18 protein-coding genes are annotated in these 20,368 nt (G+C 68.1%); 4 read left to right on the top strand and 14 right to left on the bottom strand.

Features of this window, described 5'->3' with window-relative positions; genetic code table 11:
* Window positions 1-63: 63 nt before the first annotated feature.
* The 12 genes from ACIRRA_RS36320 to ACIRRA_RS36265 all read right to left on the bottom strand — a co-directional run bounded on the left by ACIRRA_RS36320 (window position 64) and on the right by ACIRRA_RS36265 (window position 14,715).
* Window positions 64-924 carry an amidohydrolase family protein gene (locus ACIRRA_RS36320; protein WP_402777737.1) on the bottom strand — a complete coding sequence of 287 codons (861 nt, stop codon included), beginning with the start codon at window positions 922-924 and terminating at the stop codon, window positions 64-66.
* An 11-nt stretch (window positions 925-935) separates the two neighbouring features.
* Window positions 936-1,676 carry an SDR family NAD(P)-dependent oxidoreductase gene (locus ACIRRA_RS36315; RefSeq protein ID WP_402777734.1) on the bottom strand — a complete coding sequence of 247 codons (741 nt, stop codon included), beginning with the start codon at window positions 1,674-1,676 and terminating at the stop codon, window positions 936-938.
* A 54-nt stretch (window positions 1,677-1,730) separates the two neighbouring features.
* Window positions 1,731-2,882 carry a glycosyltransferase gene (locus ACIRRA_RS36310; RefSeq protein ID WP_402777731.1) on the bottom strand — a complete coding sequence of 384 codons (1,152 nt, stop codon included), beginning with the start codon at window positions 2,880-2,882 and terminating at the stop codon, window positions 1,731-1,733.
* A 49-nt stretch (window positions 2,883-2,931) separates the two neighbouring features.
* Window positions 2,932-4,251 (bottom strand): glutamate-1-semialdehyde 2,1-aminomutase, encoded by a 1,320-nt coding sequence (locus tag ACIRRA_RS36305; RefSeq protein WP_402777728.1) that lies wholly within the window; start codon window positions 4,249-4,251, stop codon window positions 2,932-2,934.
* Window positions 4,244-5,542, bottom strand: coding sequence for a GNAT family N-acetyltransferase (locus ACIRRA_RS36300; RefSeq protein WP_402777725.1), 1,299 nt, complete (start codon window positions 5,540-5,542; stop codon window positions 4,244-4,246). Before ACIRRA_RS36300 ends, ACIRRA_RS36305 begins: the two co-directional genes overlap by 8 nt.
* A complete protein-coding gene (locus tag ACIRRA_RS36295; RefSeq protein ID WP_402777998.1) occupies window positions 5,539-6,924 on the bottom strand; it encodes a glycosyl hydrolase family 28-related protein in 1,386 nt (461 codons plus the stop codon). The genes ACIRRA_RS36300 and ACIRRA_RS36295 overlap by 4 nt, the downstream gene beginning before the upstream one ends.
* On the bottom strand, window positions 6,924-8,225 hold the full coding sequence (locus ACIRRA_RS36290) for a Wzz/FepE/Etk N-terminal domain-containing protein (protein WP_402777722.1): 1,302 nt from the start codon (window positions 8,223-8,225) through the stop codon (window positions 6,924-6,926). Before ACIRRA_RS36290 ends, ACIRRA_RS36295 begins: the two co-directional genes overlap by 1 nt.
* A complete protein-coding gene (locus ACIRRA_RS36285; protein WP_402777719.1) occupies window positions 8,216-9,592 on the bottom strand; it encodes a hypothetical protein in 1,377 nt (458 codons plus the stop codon). Before ACIRRA_RS36285 ends, ACIRRA_RS36290 begins: the two co-directional genes overlap by 10 nt.
* Window positions 9,593-9,751: 159 nt before the next feature.
* Window positions 9,752-10,756: a glycosyltransferase gene (locus tag ACIRRA_RS36280; protein ID WP_402777716.1), complete on the bottom strand. Its 1,005-nt coding sequence runs from the start codon at window positions 10,754-10,756 to the stop codon at window positions 9,752-9,754.
* Window positions 10,753-12,036, bottom strand: a complete 1,284-nt coding sequence (locus ACIRRA_RS36275) for an oligosaccharide flippase family protein (RefSeq protein WP_402777996.1) — start codon at window positions 12,034-12,036, stop codon at window positions 10,753-10,755. Before ACIRRA_RS36275 ends, ACIRRA_RS36280 begins: the two co-directional genes overlap by 4 nt.
* Before the next feature lie 451 nt (window positions 12,037-12,487).
* A complete protein-coding gene (locus tag ACIRRA_RS36270; protein ID WP_402777713.1) occupies window positions 12,488-13,675 on the bottom strand; it encodes a glycosyltransferase family 4 protein in 1,188 nt (395 codons plus the stop codon).
* The gene (locus ACIRRA_RS36265) at window positions 13,675-14,715 is read right to left on the bottom strand and encodes a glycosyltransferase family 4 protein (protein WP_402777993.1); all 1,041 of its coding nucleotides are present in this window, start codon (window positions 14,713-14,715) and stop codon (window positions 13,675-13,677) included. The genes ACIRRA_RS36270 and ACIRRA_RS36265 overlap by 1 nt, the downstream gene beginning before the upstream one ends.
* 348 nt (window positions 14,716-15,063) lie before the next feature.
* Here ACIRRA_RS36265 and ACIRRA_RS36260 point away from each other — a divergent pair, with 348 nt between their 5' ends.
* A complete protein-coding gene (locus ACIRRA_RS36260) occupies window positions 15,064-15,468 on the top strand; it encodes a hypothetical protein (protein WP_402777710.1) in 405 nt (134 codons plus the stop codon).
* 207 nt (window positions 15,469-15,675) lie between these two features.
* On the opposite strand, the gene ACIRRA_RS36255 is transcribed toward ACIRRA_RS36260, so the two are convergent.
* A complete protein-coding gene (locus ACIRRA_RS36255) occupies window positions 15,676-16,032 on the bottom strand; it encodes an alpha/beta fold hydrolase (RefSeq protein ID WP_402777707.1) in 357 nt (118 codons plus the stop codon).
* Window positions 16,033-16,058: 26 nt separating this feature from the next.
* Between ACIRRA_RS36255 and ACIRRA_RS36250 the strand changes: the two genes are divergently transcribed.
* Window positions 16,059-16,682 carry a hypothetical protein gene (locus ACIRRA_RS36250; protein ID WP_402777705.1) on the top strand — a complete coding sequence of 208 codons (624 nt, stop codon included), beginning with the start codon at window positions 16,059-16,061 and terminating at the stop codon, window positions 16,680-16,682.
* On the opposite strand, the gene ACIRRA_RS36245 is transcribed toward ACIRRA_RS36250, so the two are convergent.
* Entirely contained in the window at window positions 16,676-17,410 is a 735-nt protein-coding gene (locus ACIRRA_RS36245; RefSeq protein WP_402777702.1) for an HAD family hydrolase, read from the bottom strand. The genes ACIRRA_RS36250 and ACIRRA_RS36245 overlap by 7 nt on opposite strands.
* Before the next feature lie 301 nt (window positions 17,411-17,711).
* On the opposite strand from ACIRRA_RS36245, the gene ACIRRA_RS36240 reads away from it, so the two are divergent.
* Together ACIRRA_RS36240 and ACIRRA_RS36235 are read left to right on the top strand one after the other, a co-directional pair.
* Window positions 17,712-19,163, top strand: coding sequence for an amidase (locus tag ACIRRA_RS36240; protein ID WP_402777699.1), 1,452 nt, complete (start codon window positions 17,712-17,714; stop codon window positions 19,161-19,163).
* Window positions 19,164-19,331: 168 nt separating this feature from the next.
* On the top strand, window positions 19,332-20,252 hold the full coding sequence (locus ACIRRA_RS36235) for an alpha/beta hydrolase (protein ID WP_402777696.1): 921 nt from the start codon (window positions 19,332-19,334) through the stop codon (window positions 20,250-20,252).
* Window positions 20,253-20,368 lie beyond the last annotated feature (116 nt).

The following is a 20,368-nucleotide window of genomic DNA, read 5'->3' as shown; positions in this document are numbered from 1 at the left end:
AGCGGCACAACGCAGCCCGTGCACTGCGCGGCGGGCACCGGGTGGCCCGCCGCGTCGCGTCGCCTATTTCAGGCGATAGGTGTCGAGCGCGTTGGCCCGGTAGAAGAACTCCGCCTCCTGATCGGTGGCGTCGGTGGTGACGATGTGGTCGATCGCCGAGACCAGCTCGCTGTAGCTCCCGGCCAGCGAATCCACCGGCATGTTGGACGCGAACATCAGCCGCCGCCACCCCCACAGCGCCACACTCGATTCCAGCCAGTACTCGAGCGACGCCCACGTCAGGTCCCGGCAGATGAGCCCGAATCCCGACAGCTTGCACAGCCACTGAGTCTCCTTGGCCGCCAGGGAGATCGCATTGTGCCAGGCGGAGCGGGCCTCGGAGGAATGCCCCTGCGGGAACCCCAGATGTTCGAGCACCACCCGCAGCTCCGGGTACCCGGCCAGGAAGTCGATCCAGTCGAGAATCTCGCCGGGCTCGGTCACCAGATCGAAGACCGCGTCGTGCTCCTGCAGCCAGCTCGCGAGGGCGTCCGCCGCAGGCGTATTCGGCGACAGTCCTTCGAAAACCCGTACCCCGCGGAATCGTTCGGTCCGGGCCTGCTGGTCGAGGTGCGCGATCAGCTCGGTCGTCGGCAGTGCTGGATCGACCGCCCCGACGATCGCGAACGGCCGCGAACCCGCCGCGGCAATGCCGTCCACCCACCGGGTTTCGTCCAGATAGGCATGCGGCGCGGTGGTGGCCGACACGTGCACCAGCCCGGCCACCTCGATCCCTCCCAGCCCCCGATCGAAGTCGGCCGGTAGAAAGTTCTGCGCGATGTCGGGTCGTCCGGCGTCGGCGAATCTCGCGAGGCCCGGATACCACGCATGCGCACCGGTGTCCCACAGGTGCATGTGGGCGTCGACGAGGGGGAGAGAGGGCATGTGGGCAACTCCTACTGCATGGTGATGCCGCCGCTGACGCTGATCAGCTGGCCGGTGACGTAGCTGGCTTCCGGGCTTGCCAGCCATGCGATGAGGGAGGCTACTTCGTCCGGTCGGCCCAGGCGTTTGAGGGGGATGGATTTTTCGAGGGCGGTGAGGGTTTCGGGGTGATCGGCCATGGTGTGGGCGACCATGCGGCCCTCCAGCGGTCCGGGGCAGACCACGTTGACGGTGACGCCGTCGCGGGCCACCTCCCGGGCGAGGGACTTGGCGAAACCGAACAGGCCGGATTTGGTTGCGGCGTAGACGGTTTCACCGAAGGCGCCGGCTCGCGCGCCGTCGGAGGAGACGAACACGATCCGGGCGGCCTCGGTGTCGAGCATGCCGGGCAGCAGCAGCTGGGTCAGGCGCATGGGCCCGCGTAGATTCACCTGGAACATGAGGTCCCAGGCGAGGGTCCCGCTGTCCAGGAACCGTCCCACGACGGCGACCCCGGCACAGTGCACGATCGCCGAGACCCGCCCGCCGACCGTCCGGACGGCCGCTTCGATGCTCTCCGTGCTCGTCAGATCCAGTTCCAGCGCAGTGGCTTCCGGCCCCAGCTCCGCCGCACACGCACGCGCACCCTCGGCATCGACATCCGCGACCCACACGGGCCGCCCGGCGTCCACCAGTCGCCGTGCCACCGCGCGCCCGACATCCCCCGCCCCACCGGTCACCAGCGCGCCGGATACCGCTCCGACACCACCCACTGCCTCACCCTGTTCCGCTGTTCTCGAATCCGTTCGGATTCAATGAATAGTCGGTCAGCGGGAATTGCGCGACACAACGTCCGCGATTCGGCTGCGGAATGCCTCGGGGGAGAAGGTGATGGCGTGCTTGCGGACGGTTTCGGGGGGATAGGCGGTCGGGTCGAAATCGCGCATCACCCGGGCGAATCCGGCCACCACCGAATCATCGGAACCGGTCGGGATGTGTTCGCCGGAGATGCCGGGCACGACGGTGTCCAGGGCCCCGCCCTCGCCGACCGCGAGCACCGGCGCGCCACAGGCCATGGCCTCCACCGGGACGATGCCGAAGTCCTCCACGCCGGGCATGAGCAGGGCCCGGCAGCGGCGGTACATGTCCTGCAGCACGTCGTCGGAGGCCGCGCCCAGGAAGGTGGTCTCCGTGCCCGCCAGCGCCTCCAGCTGACGGCGATAGCGGCCGTCGCCGAGGATCACCAGGCGCACCCCGGCCTCGCGGGCGGCGCGAATGGCGAGATCGGGTCGCTTGTAGGGCACCAGCCGGCCCGCGAAGAGGAAGAAATCCTCCCGGTCGATGCGCGGGTCGGGGGAGAAACGGTCCACGCGCACAGGCGGATTCACCACCGACGCGGGCAATCCCCACCAGTCCCGCACCCGATCGGCCACCGCCTGCGAGTTCGCCACCACGTGGGCGAGCCGCGGTGCGGCCCGCAGTTCGTTGCGCCGTGCCAGCGCACCCAAGGCCATCAGAATGGCCTGGCCCGCCCGTCCTCCGGCCTCACGCGCCCGGAACGCGCTGTCCCAGGCCCACCGGGCCGGGCTGTGCACATAGGCGATCACCGGTGCGGTGGTGGCGAAGACCGCCTGGGTCGCGAAGGCGTGATGGCTCACCACCACCGCGTCGTAGTCGCCGTCGAGCGGAAGATTGCGCAGCGTCCCCGGCACGAAGGGCAGCAGCGGCGCATGCGACCGCCGCCCACTCGCCGAGTAGGCGCGCGACAGCCAGGTGTCGTACACGAGTCCGGTTGCCGCCGATCCCGTTCGGATCGAGGGGCCTGCCGCCGTCAAGAGTGCGCGCGTGCACTCCGCGTCGGCGATGGGCGCGAAAACGGGTGCGCCGGGCCAGGTTTTCATGAACTCGGCGACCACGGCCTCGGAGCCGCCGTATTCGGTGAATCGCTCGTGGACGAGGGCGATCCGGGGTGCGGACATCACAGCTCCTGTGTTACTGCGCGACACTGGGTTACGGCGCGAGACTGGGTTACGGCGCGAGACGACGCGGTGCCGCCGTGCGCCGCAGCGCCGGAGCCACCGGCCGTCCGGCGAGCAGGCCGTCCACTGTGCCCTGTTCGAGGGCCTTGCGGTAGGTCTTGGCCGCCGACTGGCAGGCGTCGATGGTGTGGTCGATATCGGCGTCGGTGTGCGCGGCCGAGTTCACGAACGACTGCCCCAGCACACCCCGATCCAGCAGCTCCTGCAGGAACAGCGTCCGATACGGCTGGGAGGGAACGCCTTCCGGGTCCCGGGTGAGGAACACCAGGCACGAGGGCCGGCCCGCCACCTCGAGATGATCACCGATACCGAGGTCCGCGGCGATGGCGTTGACGCCGGCGGCGAGGCGGCGGCCGGATTCCTCCATGCGCGCCACCGGATCGGTGTCGCGGTAGGTCTGCACGACGGCCCGGAAGGCGGCCAGGGACGCGGTTTCCGGCCCGTGGGTGGTCGACAGCAGGAAGACCCGGTCCTCGTCGGTGCGCAGCCCGCCCAGCTCCATGTACTCGCGTTTGCCGGCCAGCGCCGAGAGCGGGAACCCGTTGGCCATGGCCTTGCCCCAGCACGACAGATCGGGCGTCACGCCGTAGATCCGCTGCGCCCCACCGGCGGACCAGCGGAACCCGGTGATGATCTCGTCGAAGATGAGCAGCGCGCCGTGCCGGTCGCACAGCGCGCGTACGCCTTCCAGGAAGCCCGGCGTGGGCTCGGCCAGGGCCGTGGCCTGTTCGAGGATCACGCACGCGATCGCGGTGCCGCGTAGGGCCTTTTCCAGCGACGCCAGGTCGTTGTACTGGAATCCCACCGTTGGAACCGCCGGTATCCCCGCGTTCATCTCGGTGGTGCCGATGAACCAGTCGTCGACCGAGAAGAACGGCTGCGCGCAGATCGCCACCGCCTCTCGCCCGGTCACCGCGCGCGCCAGCCGCACCGCGGCCGTGGTGGTGTCGGAGCCGTTCTTGGCGAACTTCACCATGTCCGCGCCCGGCACCAGGCTGAGGAAGTCCTGGGCCGCCAACAGTTCCAGCTCGGTCGGCCTGGAGAAGTTGACCCCGTCGGCGATGGTGCGCGCGACCGCCTCGACCACCGGCGCGAACCCGTGGCCGAGGGTCACCGAGCGCAGCCCCATGCCGTACTCGACGTACTCGTTGCCGTCCGCGTCCCATACCCGGGCGCCCTTGCCGCGCACCAGGATCGGGGCCATGGCCTCCGGATACTGGTCCGCGCCGCGCGCGTAGGTGTGCGCCCCGCCCGGGACCAGATCGTGCAGGCGCGCCTGCAGGGCGGCACTGCGCAGGTAGTCACGCATGATCGGCACCCCCGGCTGTGATGGCCCACAGTTCGTGGTCGCCGCGGTGCCCGTCGAGTCCGGTGTAGCTGCGCATGGTTCCCTCCTTGTGCAGTCCCGCCGAGGCGGCGACCGCGGCCGATGCGGTATCCCCGGCCGCGACGGCCGTGTATACGCGGAACAGTCCGAGCCGGTCGAAGGCGTGTGCCAGCAGGGCCCGGGTTGCCGCCAGGCGGACTCCGTCGTCGGCGTGGGCGGGATCGGCCCAGATGTGCATCCGGGCATTGCGATCGAACATGTCGAGGTCGAACAGCCGGGCCTCCCCGGCGTAGGCGCCCGCGGCGTCGAGGACGAGCAGCAGACCGGCGGGGGAGCGCACTCCCGCTGTGCTGCGGGCGAATTCGCGCCACCAGGACGGACCGGTGCTATCGGTTCCGTCGATCGCCGAGGGTGCACCGTTACGCCGGGCGATCGCGCGGGCCGGGCCGTCCGAGGGCCGCGGGCTGCGCAGCGTCACCCGGTCGTACCCGGTCAGCCGGAGCGTGACGGGCCGGGCGGGCAGCGCCTGCCGGGCGGCCCGCCACAGCTGGCCCGCACGATAGCGGGCCAGGACCACGAAAATGGTTGCGGTATCGGGTATTCCGTTCGTATCGGGTGCGCCGGCCGGTTCGTCCGGCGGCGCGGTCCGATGCTCGAGGGTGCGCTCGGTCCACATCTCGGTGAATCCCTTGGGCGGGATCTCGGCCCGCGTCATCGACCACAGATCGTGATCGGCCCGCGCCCCGCCCACATCGAAGTGCAGCCGCATGCGCCCCTCGCGCACGAACCCGATCTGCACCGCGCCACTGGTGGCCGCCGCGTTCCCCGGCGAGATGGGCGCATTGATACGCTCCAGCCCCAGCACCTCGAAGCTGAAGTCGAGAATCAATCCCGCCGCGATCCCGCCGAATCCGTGCCGCCCCATCCGCGCGTCGATCCAGATTCCCATCTCGCCCTGCCGGGCCTGCGGATCGATATTGCCGATCTCCACCTGCCCCGCGAAGCGGCCGTCGATCTCGATGACGGTGGCGATCCGCCGCCCCGTGCGGGCATTGGTCGCCGCCTCCAGACACTCACGCACCCAGGCCTTCTCGCTGTGCCGGGTGTCCCAGTCCAGCGGTGAGGTGTGCCAGAACGGTTCCAGGAAGGCGCGATCGCGCACCCGCAGCCGTCGCCACTCCTGGTAGTCGGCGAAGCGCGGCAGCCGCAGCAGCAGGGTGCTGCCGTGCAGCCGCGCCGGGCCCAGTCGAAGTCGAGCAGGTGCGCCCCTCACGAGTGCGGTCGCTGCTTGCCCAGCGACGAGGTCTTGACCGCACCGTCCGTGCCCACCGACAGCCGCCAGTACGTGCCCGCCGAATCCTTCAACACGATGCCCCCTTCGCTGCGATCGGAAAGATAAGCCCCACTGTTCAATACGGCCGACAATACGGTCCCGTCCCGGTCCTGGACCTGGAAAATGTCGCCATCGGGCTGACTCGCCTGCGCCACCGTGGTCCCGGCGAAGCGAGCGCCGTGGATGGCTCCGCGCCCGATGACGTGCCAGCCGTCCGGGAACGATCTGGGATCCACGTCCTCGAAGGACCCGGAGATGAGGTTGACGGCCGTGCCCTCCGCCACGCCCTTGGGATCCACTCGCACCTCGATGGGCGGCGCGTCCAGATCGGGGTCGAACTGCACATTGGCCAGGTACGGCTGGCGGCAGTGGACCAGGTCCAGGCACACCTTGCGCGCGGCCACCTTGCAGTTGACCAGACCGAACTGGGCGGGCCCGCCGGCCGGTCCGCCGATGGACAGCGCGGTATCGGCCCCTTCGAACCACACGTTGGTCAGCCACCAGTCGTTCGCGGGGCCGTCCACCACCAGATGCTTGTCGGTGGTCTTGGGATCGTTGTCGGACACGAATTCCACGTTGGCCAAAGCCAATCCGGCATTGTGGTCGCCGCCGGTGCCGAGCACCCCGATGTGATTGTTGGTGAGTTTCGAGGACGTCACATAGTTCTGGATGCACGAGGTGACGATCCCGTACCCGAAATTGTTGATATCGGAATTGATGACGGTCGTGCCGCCGGTGTTCTGATCCAGCACCAGCCCCCGCTGGTCCTGGAATCGGGGCGCGTTGTCGCTGAGATGGTTGCCGCGCAGCACCACCGAATCGAAGGTGCAGCGGAAGCACTCCGACAGCCGCACCGCGGTGGCCTTGGGGCCGGAGAAGTAGAAACCCAGGCGGGAGAAGCGAACCCGCTGCTTGCGCTGCAGTGCGATGAAGGTGTCATCGCCCTCGTAGTTGATGGTGGTGACATCGGCCCCGTCGCCCAGCACGGTCGCATAGTCGGCGAGCGCCGGGAACTTCTTCAGTGTGTACTGCCCGGCGGGGATGTAGAGCACCAGCGGCTTGTCGCTGACCCCGGCGGCCTTGGCGAAGGCGTCGGTGTCGTCGGCCTTCCCGTCCCCGACCGCGCCGAAGTCCTTCACATTCCGGGCCGACGGCTGATCGGTGACATGCGGCGAACGGAATTCCGTTGCGCCGGAATCGGTTTTCGCGCACGCCGCCGCGACCGGCAGGATGGCCGCCGCCCCCAGTCCGGCGGCCAGCAGCCGCCGGCGGCGCACGGCGGCCTCCGGCCGGTTGTCCGTTGTCCCCCCGTCCTCCTCGATCACCGTTTCACCAGATCGAGCGGATGCTTGACGAGTTCGCCGACGCTGCGGTGCGGCCGTGAGAAGACGACCGTGCCGATCATTCGCTTGTTGTCGTGGCCGAAGGTGGCCAGCGCCCCGCGCACCTGATTGGAGGTGGTCTGCCCGAGCTCGATGACGCCGATGGCGGCGTCGACGCGCCGCGCCAGCGCGATGGCGTCGGCCGCCGCGGTGACGGGTGCGGCCTCCACCACGATGTGGTCGAATTCGCTGCGCAGCTTGGACATGATGTCGCTGAACCGCTCGGAGTCCAGCAGGTCGGGGGTGCGGAAATCCACGCCGCCCAGCGGCAGCACGCTGATCCCCACCTCCGGCCAGGCCATCACGGTGCCCGCGGGAGTCGCGTTGTTGCGCAACAGCTCCGAGAGTCCCGCGGCCGCGGCCGCCGGACTGCGCCGGGACGAGCCGTGCCCGGTGGTGTCGGCGTCCACCAGCACCACCCGCGCGCCGGTATCGGCGAAGGTGCGGGCCAGCCCGATCGCCACATCCGGTTCGGAGTGCGGCGACAGCGAGGTCAGCAGCAGGCTGACCAGCTCGGGATCCTCGGTGAGCCGGGTACGCAGCCGGCGCAGCTCACCCGCCGCGCCGGGCCGCCCGTCGTCGACGATGCCCAGAATCGGCACGGGCAGAAAGGCTTCCAGCTCGGTGGAGGTGCGCACCCGCTTGTCGAGTTTGTCGCGCACGATCGCCGCGCCCAGGCCGACCATCAGTCCGGCCAGCACGCCGAGGATGTAGTAGCGCTTCTTCTGCGGTCCGCTGGGCTGGCTGGGCGTCTGGGCCTTGTCGATGACCTCCGCGCGGGCGGCGGGCGCGGCGTCGCTCTGGGTGACCTCGAGCCGGGACACCAGCGCCCGGAACTGGGAGACCACCTCGTCGGCCAGGGTGCGTGCCCCGGCCGCGGTGGAGTCCTTCACCGTGATGATGATGATCGTGCTGGCCGGCGGCGAGACCGCGGTGATCCGGCCGCGCAGGTCGTTCACCGAACTCTTCAGGCCCAGCTGATCGTGCACGTAGGTGGCGACGGTGACGCTGGAGGCCAGATCGACATACGAGCGCACGCGCTGCTGCGCGGCCAGTCCGCCCTGATAGGAGTCGTTGACCGACGTCCCGGTGGCCATGGACACGTACACCGAACTGGACGCCGTGTACTCGGTCGGCAGCGTGCTCGCGTATCCGTACGCCGCCCCCGTACAGATCACCACCGCGACAACGATTATCGGCCAGCGCCGCCGCAGCAGCCGCCAGTAGTCGATCAAATCCATTGCGCTGTCCTCGTTTTCCCGGATGGAATCGGTGCCCCCCGCAGCTGTTCCATCCGTCTTCGGAATTCACCAACAACCAGATACGCCAGCCATGCCAGCACCACGGCCTGCAGATATTTACCGAGCATCTCGACGGTGCCGAGGATGCCGCGCTCGAACAGGACCGGGACCTCGATCACCGACAGGCCCAGGATCGCCATGGCCAGGTACCTGCTGTAGAGGGCCCGGATCCAGATCATCAGCAGCACGAACGTGATCGTGACCCCCACCGCGACACCGATATAGCCGCCCAGCACGTAGCCCTCGTTGATATTGCCCTCGGCGAGGGACACCTCCACGGTCGACATGTCCACCGAGCGCCCGCGCACCTGCTCGGCCCAGGCCGCGCCGGACCGGAACTTCTCCGCGCCCAGTAGCTGGGTGGGAATCAGGCTCTGCACGGTGTGCTGCGCCACCTGACTCGGCGTCAGCCAGGAACTCGGCCCGGCGAACCAGGAGTCGGTGGCCGCCTCGAGCAGGTCGAAGCGGCGCAGCATGCTCAGGAACGGGTGCACCACCGTCGGATACTGTGCATCCACCTGGGCCGCCTCGGCTTTGGCGGCGGCATCGGTCTTGAGCGACTGCAGCCAGCCGAAGCCGCCGATGGCGAGGCCGGTGATGCTCAGCACGCCGACCACCTTGACGCGCGTCCAGCCGGTCATGGCAAAGCGCACGGCGATGGCCAGCGCCGCGCCCATGATCGGGGTCTTGGACTGCACGGTGGCGGTCCACACCAGTTCGCCGCAGGTGAGCGCGCCGACCACCAGCGCGGTGGTGCGGCCGGACTCGTTGCGGTAGAACACGATCAGGCCGACCGCGCCGAGCGTGGCGAGAATGGTGACCAGGTTGATGAGCGGGTTCGGGCTCTCCAGTTCGCCCGCCTTGCCGGTGGTGCCGGTGGCATAGGCCGCCAGCCGGCCCAGGGTGCCGACGCCGTAGAGCAGGAACAGGGTCTGGGTGAAGATGGGCTCGCCCGCGAAAGGCGCTACGCGCGGCCTGGTGTCGCGTGGGCGCAGTCGCACCCACAGCACGTAGCCGACGATCAGCGCGGTGTAGACCCAGAGTCCGAAGATGACCGGTTGCAGCACCGCGGCGATGCCGCCGTCGTAGCCGTACTCGTAGAGCCGCGGATCGGGCACATTGTCGCCGTAACTGGGGACGGGCTGCACCCACAGCAGTACCACCGGCCGCGCAATATACGACAGCGACCAGTGCGCGGTCTGCGCGATGAGGAACACCCGGGCCACACCGGGCAGGAACATCGCGGCCACGACGATCGTCACCAGCGCGGCGGCGACGAGGACTACAGCGAAGTGTGCGGAGGCCATCACTCTCCCATCACCCGTATGTTCGCGCCGCGGGCCGGGGCGTTACCCGTTTGCGTGGCCGTTCTTTTCGCCGTCGGCGCGGCAAATCCGTTGCGCCGTTTCGGGCGTGGGCAGCGTTTCGCGCGGCTACACTGTGCGACCTGGTGCGCGCGCGACTGCTCATGCCAGTGCGTCGATGATCTCGCGGGCGCGGTCCACATACCGATGGTCGCCGTTCACGATGCGGCGATGACCGGCCTCGGCGACCTTGGCGACCTGATCGGGGTACTTGGTGCAGCGGCGCAGGATCTCGCGCAGCTCGGTCGGGCCGGAGAACAGGTAGCACTCCTCCTCGTCCTGGAGCAGTTCGGCGTGCTCGTCGGTGCGTTCGCCGACGAAGAGGCCACCGGCGGCCGGGACTTCGAAGGTGCGACAGGTGTGGGTGTCGCGATTGTCGGAATTGAGCAGCACCAGGTTCGCGGTGACCGCGGCTACCGCCGTGGAGAAGTTCTCGCCGTAGACCGCGCCGCCGACATCGGCGCCGGTCTGCCACAGCGCGCGCACGCGCCGCCAGCCGGGGCCGCGTAACAACATGTCCCCGTGGTGTTCCCGGGCCAGCGAGATCAAGAGGTCTTGACGGTCGGGGCGCACCGCACCGATGAAACCGACCAGATAGTTGCGGACGGTGCGGCGGGCGGTGAGGTGGTGCAGGGCCGGATCGTACGCGCTGCGGACGAATTTCACGTGCCGGGCGCCGCGCGCGGCCAGCTCGGGAACGTTGTGCCACTTGGTGGTGACGATGAGGTCCCATTCGGCTTCGTGTGCCAAGTATTCCGGGCTGGTGTTGTACGGATTGGACACGTCATCCGGGCTGTAGTGCACATGCAGACCAGCCGGGGCGCTCAGCAGCCGCTGCTGGTCCAGGTGCACCGATTTGAAGGCGAGCAGCACATCGGGCGCGAATTCGGTAGCAGCACTATCGATCTCGCGATGCAGTGCCTCGACGTCCCAGGGCGCTCGCCGATGGGCGATCTTCGAGTACACCCACGGTGGCGACAGCCGTGCGGGCAGCGTGACCGGGGTCGTGTCGACCACCACCACCTCGTGCCCGGCCTGCTGGAATCCGTCGGCGAGTGAGCGTGCGTTACTGCCCACCCAGTCATCCCCGACGAAAAGTACTTTCACGCCAAATCCCCCTTGGTCAGCAGCGCGGTGGCAGGTTCGACCGGCCCGCCGCGGCCGGCCCGTTCCCTGACCATGAGCCACCGCACTCGGATGATGTACCACAGCGCGACACTGATTTCCGCGGAAACGGTGCCGTAGACCAGGGTCCAGACCGATCCGGTCCGGGCGGCGACCGCCAGCGCCACCGCGGCGACGCAGGTGCCGATGATCGCGCCGATCAGCACGCCGATGGTGTCCTGCTTGACCGGCAGCACGGCGGTGGTCACGTACGAGGTGATGGTGGTGGCGGGCAGGATGAGAATCTCGACGCGCAGCATGGGGATCGCGCCGTCGAAATCGTGGGTGTAGATGAGGTGGATGAGCATCGGGGTCATCACCCAGACACTCGCCACGGCCAGGCAGGCCAGGGTCACACAGCCGATCAGCATCTGGATCTGATTGCGCCAGAACTGATCATGAGCGCTGCGGCGGGCCATGCGGGGGAGCAGGGCGAAGCCGATCGGGTCCAGGGTGGACTGGATCGCGCGGACCAGCCGGTCGCCCGCGGAATACAGGCCCAGCGAGGCCGCCTCCAGCACCGCGCCGTACACCGCCGCCGAGCCCTGGCCGTAGCCGGTGACCAGCAACCGGGAGGTGAAAATCGGCGCGGCCATGCGCAGGACGGCCCGCACGCCGTAGGGCCGGGCGGGCGGGCCGAACTTGCGGAAGGAGTCCCACCAGGTCAGCGCGACCGTGGCGATGGAGGAGACCAGCAGGCACAGCACGGCCATGGAGGCGCTGGGGAATCGGGGTAGCAGTCCGACGAGCAGGCCGAGATATCCGATGCGGCCCACGCCCTGATACATGGTGGAGCTGCCGAACCTGCCCTGGCCGATGAGCAGCCAGTCCTCCGAGATCGACCAGAAGCCACCGGCGAACAGGCCCAGGAGCACCATGTGCAGTTTGGGGGACACCCCGATCGCGAGGCTGGCCAGCAGCGCTACGCCGATGAGGCTCAGGGTGGTTGCGCGAATGGCGAGGTAGGTGCCGCGCAGGCGGTTCACCTCCAGGTGGCCCGGATCGTCCTCGGGCACTTTGGCGGCCAGGAACGAGGTGACGCCCAGATCCACGAGCAGCGAGCCGATGAAGTAGGACGACATGCCGATGGCCAGCAGGCCGGTGCCGTGCGGGCCCAGCATGCGGGCCAGCAGCGGGACGGTGACCAGGGTGATGACGTACTGGCCGTACTTGCCGAACGTCACCAGTCCGATATCCCGGATGATACTGCCGATACCGCCCAGGCCGGAGGACGATTCCTTGCGATGCTTACCGTTGGCCTCGGAATGATCTGTGGCGGTGTGGGATTCGCCGTCGGGAGCGGCCTGTCGGTAGGCGCCGGTGGCATCGCGCGCCGGGCGGGTGACCGGGAGTCGCACGGTGGGTGGTTCGACCGGATCGCCGTAGAAGGTGGGGAGTACCGGACCGCGGGAGGGCGCGGCATAGCGGGCGGCCCGGGTCTCGTCGAACGACACTGTGCCACGGCCGTTCTCGTGGCCGTTCGGTCCGGCGCGGCCCTGCCGTGGACCGGCCGGACCGGAATCGCTGCGGGCGTCGTGCTCGAAGGCGGAGGGCTGCTGGTCGACCTCCGGAATCCCGTGCCGCATGTGGCGGCGCTGCCGCAACCGGCCCAGCGTGTCGAGGGCCTCCATCCGCTCGGTGGGCGGGTCATAGGCCGGCAGCGGATCGGTCGGATCATCCACGCCGCCACCGCTTTCCGGGTAGACCGGTCAGGAAGTCGGTCACGATCCGGCCCGACTCGGCCACGTCGAAATCGCGGGATCGCACCCACGCGGCATCGGCGAGCTTGACACGCAGTTCTCGATCGGCGATCAGAGTGTCCAGGGCACGGGTGAGCTCGGCGCGATCGCCGGCCGTCACCAGCAGGCCGTTCACCCCCGGCTCCACGATCTCCTCCGGTCCGCCCGGGCGGGTCGCGATGACCGCGCAGCCCGCCCGCATGCCCTCCACCACCACCTGGCCGAAGGGCTCGGGCAGCACCGAGCAGTGCACGAGGATATCGGCGTGGCGCAGATAGGATTCCGGGTCGTCCACGTGGCCGGTGAAGGTGACCGGGAGGTCGAGGGCAGTGGCGTGCACCTCGAGTTCGGCGCGGTAGGGCTCCTCGTCGAAGAAGGTGCCGCCGACCAGGAAGACCTCGCGGGGGAGGGTTTTCACATCGGCCAGGGCGCGCAGGAACAGATCCTGGCCCTTCCAGGGGGCGAGGCGGCCGACGACGGCGATGATGGTCTCGCCGGCGGGGCGTTGTTCCTGGGGGCGCGATTCGCGGGAGAGCGCGGATTCGTCTGCCGCGGTCTCGTTGTCGGGTGGGAACTCGACGCCCGGATAGGCGACGACGGCCGCTCGCCGCCAGGTGTACAGCGAGGCCAGGGTGCCGCGGCTGTTGGCGATCACGCCGCGGGCCACCACCCAGCCCAGCACTCGGATGACGAGGGCGAGCACGCGGCCGAAGTAGTCGCGCGAAACCCGGTCGTGCACATGCCAGACCAGCGGGACCCGGGCTCGGCGGGCGGCGACCGCGCCCATGAGCATTGCTTTGGTGCTGCCCGCGACCAGGACGGTGGCGTCCAGGTCGCGGACTGTCGCGCCCAGTGTCCAGCCGAGACGCAGTAGGCCCGTCGCGCCCATGAGCAGGCTGCGGATTCCGGCCTTGTCGATGGTCATGGCGCGGGAGTCGAAACTATTGGTGACAACGCGGGTCTCGATCCCGCGCGCGGCCATCAGGCGCAGCATCGGGCCGTCCTCGGTGTAGAGCACGGCGGTCCGCCCGGTGGGCATGGCCGAGAGCAGACGCAGTGTCGCGAGTTCGGCTCCGGAGGGGGCGGCGGTGTGCGCCAGGAATACGGCCTTCAGCGGTGCCATCAGCCGACGAGCCCCGCGTAGAGATCCCGGTGCCGCCGGGCCGCGACGGCCCAGGAGAATTTCTCCGCGTGGGCGCGGCATTGTTTCGCGGCGGGCCGGGAGCCGTCCAGGGCCGCGGCGATGCGGGCCGCGAGGGCCTCGGCATTGCCCGGCGGGACGAGAAGCGTGGCGTCCAAATCCCGGACAGAATCGGGCAATCCACCACAATCGGACACGATCGGCGGGCGTCCGGCGGCGAGGGATTCCAAGGCGATGAGGCCGAATCCCTCCAGTGCGAGGGAGGGGACCACGGTCAGGTCGGATCGGGTGTACAGGTCGGTGAGCTCCGCGTCGGACACCGACCCGGTGAATCGGATCGACGGCTGGTCGGCGGCGAGCGACCGCAATTCGGCCTCGGCGGTCCCGGTTCCGACGATGACCAGCCGGGCGTCCGGATGCCGGGCCGACACGTCGGACCAGGCGCGGATGAGCACGTCGATGCCCATCCGCTTCTCCAATCGCCGCACGCACAGCACGATTCCGGTGTCGGCCTCGGGCTCCGAGGTGGTGAAACGCTCCAGGTCCACACCTGGCGGAATTACCCGAACCCGGTCCGGCCGCACTCTGTAGTCGCCGACCAGCAACCTTTCGAAATGTTGCGAGAGCACGACGAACCGATCCGCTCTGGCATACCGCAGCCGCTCGACCAGATACTTGGCGCGCACGGCCCGCTGGCCATCTCCGGCCAGCCGGCTCTCGGCCGCCCACGGTCCGTGAAAGTGCACTACCAGCGGATTTCGTACCGCCGCAGGCCCGTACAAGCAGAAATGCCGATCGATCACGGTGTCGCGAGTGAGCGTGTCCCGGTCCAGAAACGCGGTGCGCGCTCGATGGAGCGTCGACCCGCCGGTGGGTCCCCATGACCCCGCGCCGAGCGGTCCATCTCCGAAAGCCCTTGCGCCGACACTCATTCGAGTGTCGCGCGTCAGTGCATCGTATAGATCCGTGAAGTATCGGTTGAGACCCCCATGAGCGGCCGTGAACCACTCCGACCCTGTCATCAGCACCCGAATGGGCCGTGTCAAAACCCTCACCCCCGGGTCCGTCACCCACATTCGGACCGAGATAACGATCCGAACGCCCTTGCAGCGCAAGTGTATGCCAATCCGCGCTGCTGGGCGGGCTATCGGTCCGCAATCAACCCACTGACCAGTATTTTCCGCACCGCCGATTTTCAGACACCGAATCGGCAGGACTATCGAGGCGCCGGAGCGACCCGGCCATCCACGCACCGAATCGGCCGGACGCTGTGTCAGCGCGCGTGTCAGGCCGGTATCAGTTCGACGTCAGCGGCCCCGGCGAAAGTAATTCACGTCAACAACACCGCAACTCGAACCGAGGAGCCCACCATGACCGCCACCCTGACCGCCCAGGACAAGCAGACCCTCCGCACTGCCGCTTACGGCGCCGTCTCCCTGATCTCGGCCGCCGACGCCGCCGGCGGCTCGCCCCACAAGGCCGCCACCGCCGGCAGCATCGCACTCGGCTCGGCCACCGGCCTGGTCGGCCACGTCCTCGCCGAAAAGTCCACCGGCGTCCGCCTCGAGTCCAAGTCCGTTGCCGCCCTCGCCGACCAGGTCTTCCCCGCCCTGACCGCCGCAATGACCCTGCTGGCCAACCACTCCCCGGCCGAGGCCGCCAACTTCCGCACCACCGTCCTCGTCGCCATCGAAGCCGCCACCCACAAGACCGGATCCACCCCCACCGTCACCGACATGGCCCGCAAGATCACCGCAGCCCTCGACGCCGCCTGACGGAATGCGCCCGGGGCCACCCTCCTCGGCGCCGACCCCAATCCCGACCAGGAACTCGAAGCCCGGACAGAACAAGCGCTCTGTCCGGGCTTCTTCACCGTGTCGTGCCCGTGTCTTACGAACATTCGTCAGTTGTGACCGGGGTCGGCAACGCAACGGTTTTCGCCGCGGCCAGTCGTGCCAGCCTGCCGCAACTCATGCATGACGTCAGCCGAAGAATTCGGACAATGCCGCAGCCACCGCGGCGGGATCATCGGGGTGGTGCCCCTGTCCGGCCAGCATCACCAGGTCCGCGTTCGGAAGCGTTGCGCGCAGCAGGTCGATGCTCTTCCTGCCGTAGGAGTCCGTGTTGTCGCCGGCGAGTAGCAGGGTTTGTATGTCGAGGTTCGACCAGCGGCTCAGGTCGGGCTCCATTGCCGTCAAACATTCGAGGTCGGCGACCAGACCGGTGGCGCGGTGAGCGAGTATCCGGGCGATCGGCTCGAGCGCGGTGGGCGGACGAGCCGAATCACTGATTGCGGTGAAGAATTCGACGATCGCTTCCTCGGGGCGATCGCGTTTCATCAGCTCCTCGATCTCGGCGAGTGCCGGTGGGCGGGATCGCGCGGATCTTCGAAAGCAACCTGCGATCCGACGCCGCCACGTTGTTGGGTCCGGATGGCGACATCGTGATCGGTCTCCGAATGTTGCGGGAGGCCGCCGCGTTCGGCAACATCTTGCCGCCGGCCGCTCGGGCGAGGATCTCGGCGGAGCAGGCACAGGGCTATGCGGTGCTGGAGCTGGCCCGTGAATGCCGAAATGCCCTGGCGATGGCTCATCGCGCGGTGGACGAAATCGGCGAGGTAGACCGAACCGGGTTGTTCAGCGACTGGAACGCGGCGCGCTTACATGTGTACGAGGGAACTTGTTGGCTGTTTCTCAACGAGCCACGAAAGGCGATAGCCGCGCTCGAAGCCGCATTGCGGGCGACCGGGCAGGAAGACCGAAATGTCGCGCTGGCTGCCCGAGTCGACCTCGCCAGTGCCTACGTTCTCGATGGCGAACTCGGAGAGGGGTGCCGATTGATCGGCGAGACTTACGAGAGCCTGATGGCGATGGGCAATCAGCGCGGCATCGAGCGTGCTCAGCGGGCTATCGAGCGCTTGACGCCCTGGAGGGCGGAGCGGCAGGTTCGCGAACTCGAGCGGCGTGTCGCGGCGATGACCGCTCAATGACCCCGGTGGCCGGTGGTTCCAGCGACCAACGCTTGCGCGGTGGCAACAACCGACGCTGGTTGCAGCGCATCGAGGATCGCGTCCGGCGCGTGCTGAGTGAGGTCGTCACGGGTTGCTCGATGGGTCACGACTATGACATGAAATCCCGCGTGCCGCGCGCAGGCGATGTCGTTGGGGGCATCACCGATGACAACGGTTCGTGCGGGGTTGAACTCATTGCCGTACTTGGTCGGAAATCGCTTGGCGATCACGTCAGGTAGATCGAATCGGTCCCTCGCGTCGGACCCGAATGCTCCGATGTCCAAGTCGAGATGCAGGTTCAGCCCCGTGACTCGGAGCTTGACTTCGGCCGCGGACCGCAGGTTGCCGGTCAGCACAGTCTGGACGAACCCGCGCGCGTTCAGGGCCTCGATCGTTGCGGCCGCGCCCGGATACGCGGGTTGATCCCGAGCCAGCTCTTCCTCGCCCTCCGCCATCACGTGGGCCAGTTCCTGATGGAAGCCTCGGACCCCATTTTCCGCGATCTCCGGCGAAATACCTGATGCGAGAGCGGTGTCCACCACGATGGACTCATCGGTGTAGCCGTGTACGCGTGCCGTCGGGAAAACGACAGTGTCCTCCGCGATGGCGTAGGTGCGCGCGACAGCTCTCCGGAGCCATCGCAGGTCGGCTGGAATCAGAGTGCCGTCGACATCCCAGACGATGAGTCCTGCGTACCCCGCGCTCATAACCTGCATTCTGGCAGAGTCGGCAGTGGCACGTTGGGACGACCTTGCCGCTTATTGCGCTGTCTGATCCGGCTGGTTCTGGGTGATCACGCGGAATCACGTCCAGGGATGAGACACCTATCCGGTTGTGTGACGCGGTATTCCGTGCCCTCGACCAGGGAGAACGACCCACCGTAGACGCTGTGACCTGCGGTTGGGCGCGTTTGATGGCCGGCGGGTGCCGATCGAGGCGGAGATTCGACGGATCGTTGGTGACGTTTATGGGGTCGGCCGCCCGCCATGCGTCGGTAGGGTCGGGCATATGGAGTGGAGTTTTCGTGCGGCGGAAGAGCTTTCAGCGGCAATGCGGGGCGGTGAGGTTACCTCGGTCGAATTGACCGAGGAGGCTATCGCGCGGATCGAGCGGGACGACAAGGCGATCAATGCGATCTGTGTGCCGGACTTCGATCGGGCACGAGCCGCTGCGCGCCGGGCCGACGAGGCGCGGGCGCGAGGGGAGGATCGGCCGCTGCTCGGGATTCCGGTGACGGTCAAAGAGTCCTACAACATGGCTGGGCTGCCCACGACGTGGGGTATGCCCGCTTTCCGGGATTATGTGCCGGCCGAGGACGCGGTCCAGGTGTCGCGGCTCGAGGCTGCCGGTGCGGTGATGCTCGGTAAGACCAATGTGCCGTTCATGTTGCAGGATCTGCAGAGCTTCAACGAGATCTACGGCACCACCAACAATCCGTGGGATCTCGGGCGTTCGCCGGGTGGTTCTTCCGGTGGATCGGCGGCGGCCCTGGCTGCCGGGTTCGGCGCGCTGTCCATCGGGTCCGATATCGGTGGTTCGCTGCGTAATCCCGCGCATTTCTGCGGCGTGTACGCGCACAAGCCGACCCTCGGGTTGGCGGCGACGCGCGGTATGGTGCCGCCGCCCGCACCGGCACTGCCGGCCGAGATCGATCTCGCCGTGGTCGGTCCGATGGCGCGCACTGCACGGGACCTCTCGCTGCTGCTCGACGTCATGGCCGGACCGGACCCGCTGACCCTCGGTGTCGCATACGAATTGGCTCTGCCGGCCGCCCGCCACGAGAAGCTGTCGGACTTCCGCATCCTGATCATCGACGAGCACCCGGTGATCCCGACCGGCTCGGCCGTGCGGGCCGGGCTGAACCGGGTCGCCGACGCGCTCATCGCCGAGGGCGCTCGCGTCGAACGGCACAGTCCGCTGCTGCCCGATCTCACCGAAGCCGCGACCCTCTATACACAGCTGCTGGTTTCGAACCTCGCGGCACGCATGCAGGCAGAGCAATACGAGCAGGTGCGGACGGTCGCCGCCGGACTGCCCGCGGACGCACAGGGTTCCGAGGTGGCCTGGGTGCGCGGCGCCGTCTTCAGCCACCGCGAATGGATCGAGGCGAACACCCGCCGCGAATTCCACCGCCAGAGCTGGCGGCAGCTCTTCGGCGAGTTCGATGTCGTCGTGTGTCCGATCACGCCGACTCCCGCGTTCCCGCACGACCACGACGCCGACCTGCGCGAACGGCACATCGACATCGACGGCGTCGCACACCCGTTCGGCGACCAGCTTGTCTGGGCCGGGGTGGCAACCATGCCCGGCCTGCCCGCCACCGCCATCCCGACGGGACTCTCAGCCGAGGGGCTGCCGGTGGGCGTTCAGCTCATCGGCCCGATGTACGAGGACCGCACCCCGCTGCGGCTGGCCGAACTGCTCGAAGAGAAGATCGGCGGCTTCCAGCAACCGCAGTAGGGCCGCATTCGGTGCGGCGCACAACCAAATGTTGTGGGCGGCAGGTGGATCGGTTGTTTGATGTCCGGTGCAGGGCCTGATTGCATCTTCATGATCGATGCGAGGGTGTTCGGGTGCGGCGATGTGCCGCTGACATTCACGCGGTACACGGCTGTGAACAGGAGGAACGTGGAGATCGGACTCACGCGGCTGATCGATGAGGAACTCGGCATTCACATCGCGGAAAGCCGACAGCTCAACGCAGCCTCGAAACCTGTCGCGGGCCCGGCCACTTTCGAGGAGCTCCGGCAGGTGCGGGACGGACAGGCCATGTCCCTGCCGCAAGTGAGCACCAGGGCTACCGAGCACATCGCCGAAACGGGCGCCCGTCGAGTCCCGGTGCGGATCACGGTCCCTCGGGAAACCGAGATCCGAGCCGCCTATCTCGACATCCACGCCGGTGGCTTCTATCTCGGCTCGGCGGCAGGCGGGGATGAACGTAATGCTCGCCTCGCCGACGCCCTCGGCGTAGCAGTGGTGAGCGTTGACTACCGCCTGGCGCCGGAGCATCCCTGGCCCGCCGCCCCCGACGACTGCGAAACCGCCGCGCTCTGGCTCCTGGACCAGGCGGAATCATTGTTCGGGACAACGGATCTGGCGATCGGTGGCGCATCCGCGGGATCCACTCTGGTCATGACCACCCTGCTGCGACTGCGTGACCGACGCCTGGCCGATCGGTTCGCCGGTGCCGTCCTGCAGTTCGGCGCCTACGACCTCAGCGGGCAATCTCCCGGCGGCAAGCTCTACGCCGACGAGTACTTCATCCAGGCCTACGCCGGCCACATCTCCGACCGAACCAACCCGGACATATCGCCGCTCTACGGCAATCTCACCGGCCTGCCACCCACCCTACTGATGGTCGGCTCTCTCGATCTTCTCCTCGAAGACAACCTGGTTATGGCGGCCCGTCTCTCCGCAGCGGGAAACGATGTGGACATCCGCGTCTACCCCGAGTCCACTCACGCCTTCACCTCCCGCCCGACCGGCATGGCCACCGCCGCTCTCCGCAACGCAGAGTCATGGCTTGCCCAGCGCCTCACGAGGAAATAACTGGTCGTCGCCCTACGCCGGGGGACTGTAAAAACAACGGTGTAACTCCGAATCAAGGAGTGGCACTTGATGTCTGACACGACAACGATCGATGTGACCGATACTGCTGCGGTGGG

It is taken from the genome of Nocardia sp. NPDC101769 (assembly GCF_044766925.1).
GTDB lineage: Bacteria > Actinomycetota > Actinomycetes > Mycobacteriales > Mycobacteriaceae > Nocardia.
Note: the sequence above shows the minus strand (reverse complement) of the source record. Positions and strands in the feature narration are given on the sequence as shown.

Excerpts from the sequence above, each read along its gene's own strand:
- ACIRRA_RS36320 (WP_402777737.1), bottom strand. The coding sequence starts at position 924 with ATGCCCTCTCTCCCCCTCGTCGACGCCCACATGCACCTGTGGGACACC.
- ACIRRA_RS36310 (WP_402777731.1), bottom strand. The coding sequence starts at position 2,882 with ATGTCCGCACCCCGGATCGCCCTCGTCCACGAGCGATTCACCGAATAC.
- ACIRRA_RS36305 (WP_402777728.1), bottom strand. The coding sequence starts at position 4,251 with ATGCGTGACTACCTGCGCAGTGCCGCCCTGCAGGCGCGCCTGCACGAT.
- ACIRRA_RS36290 (WP_402777722.1), bottom strand. The coding sequence starts at position 8,225 with ATGGATTTGATCGACTACTGGCGGCTGCTGCGGCGGCGCTGGCCGATA.
- ACIRRA_RS36285 (WP_402777719.1), bottom strand. The coding sequence starts at position 9,592 with ATGGCCTCCGCACACTTCGCTGTAGTCCTCGTCGCCGCCGCGCTGGTG.
- ACIRRA_RS36270 (WP_402777713.1), bottom strand. The coding sequence starts at position 13,675 with ATGGCACCGCTGAAGGCCGTATTCCTGGCGCACACCGCCGCCCCCTCC.
- ACIRRA_RS36265 (WP_402777993.1), bottom strand. The coding sequence starts at position 14,715 with ATGACAGGGTCGGAGTGGTTCACGGCCGCTCATGGGGGTCTCAACCGA.
- ACIRRA_RS36260 (WP_402777710.1), top strand. The coding sequence starts at position 15,064 with ATGACCGCCACCCTGACCGCCCAGGACAAGCAGACCCTCCGCACTGCC.
- ACIRRA_RS36255 (WP_402777707.1), bottom strand. The coding sequence starts at position 16,032 with ATGAAACGCGATCGCCCCGAGGAAGCGATCGTCGAATTCTTCACCGCA.
- ACIRRA_RS36245 (WP_402777702.1), bottom strand. The coding sequence starts at position 17,410 with ATGAGCGCGGGGTACGCAGGACTCATCGTCTGGGATGTCGACGGCACT.
- ACIRRA_RS36240 (WP_402777699.1), top strand. The coding sequence starts at position 17,712 with ATGGAGTGGAGTTTTCGTGCGGCGGAAGAGCTTTCAGCGGCAATGCGG.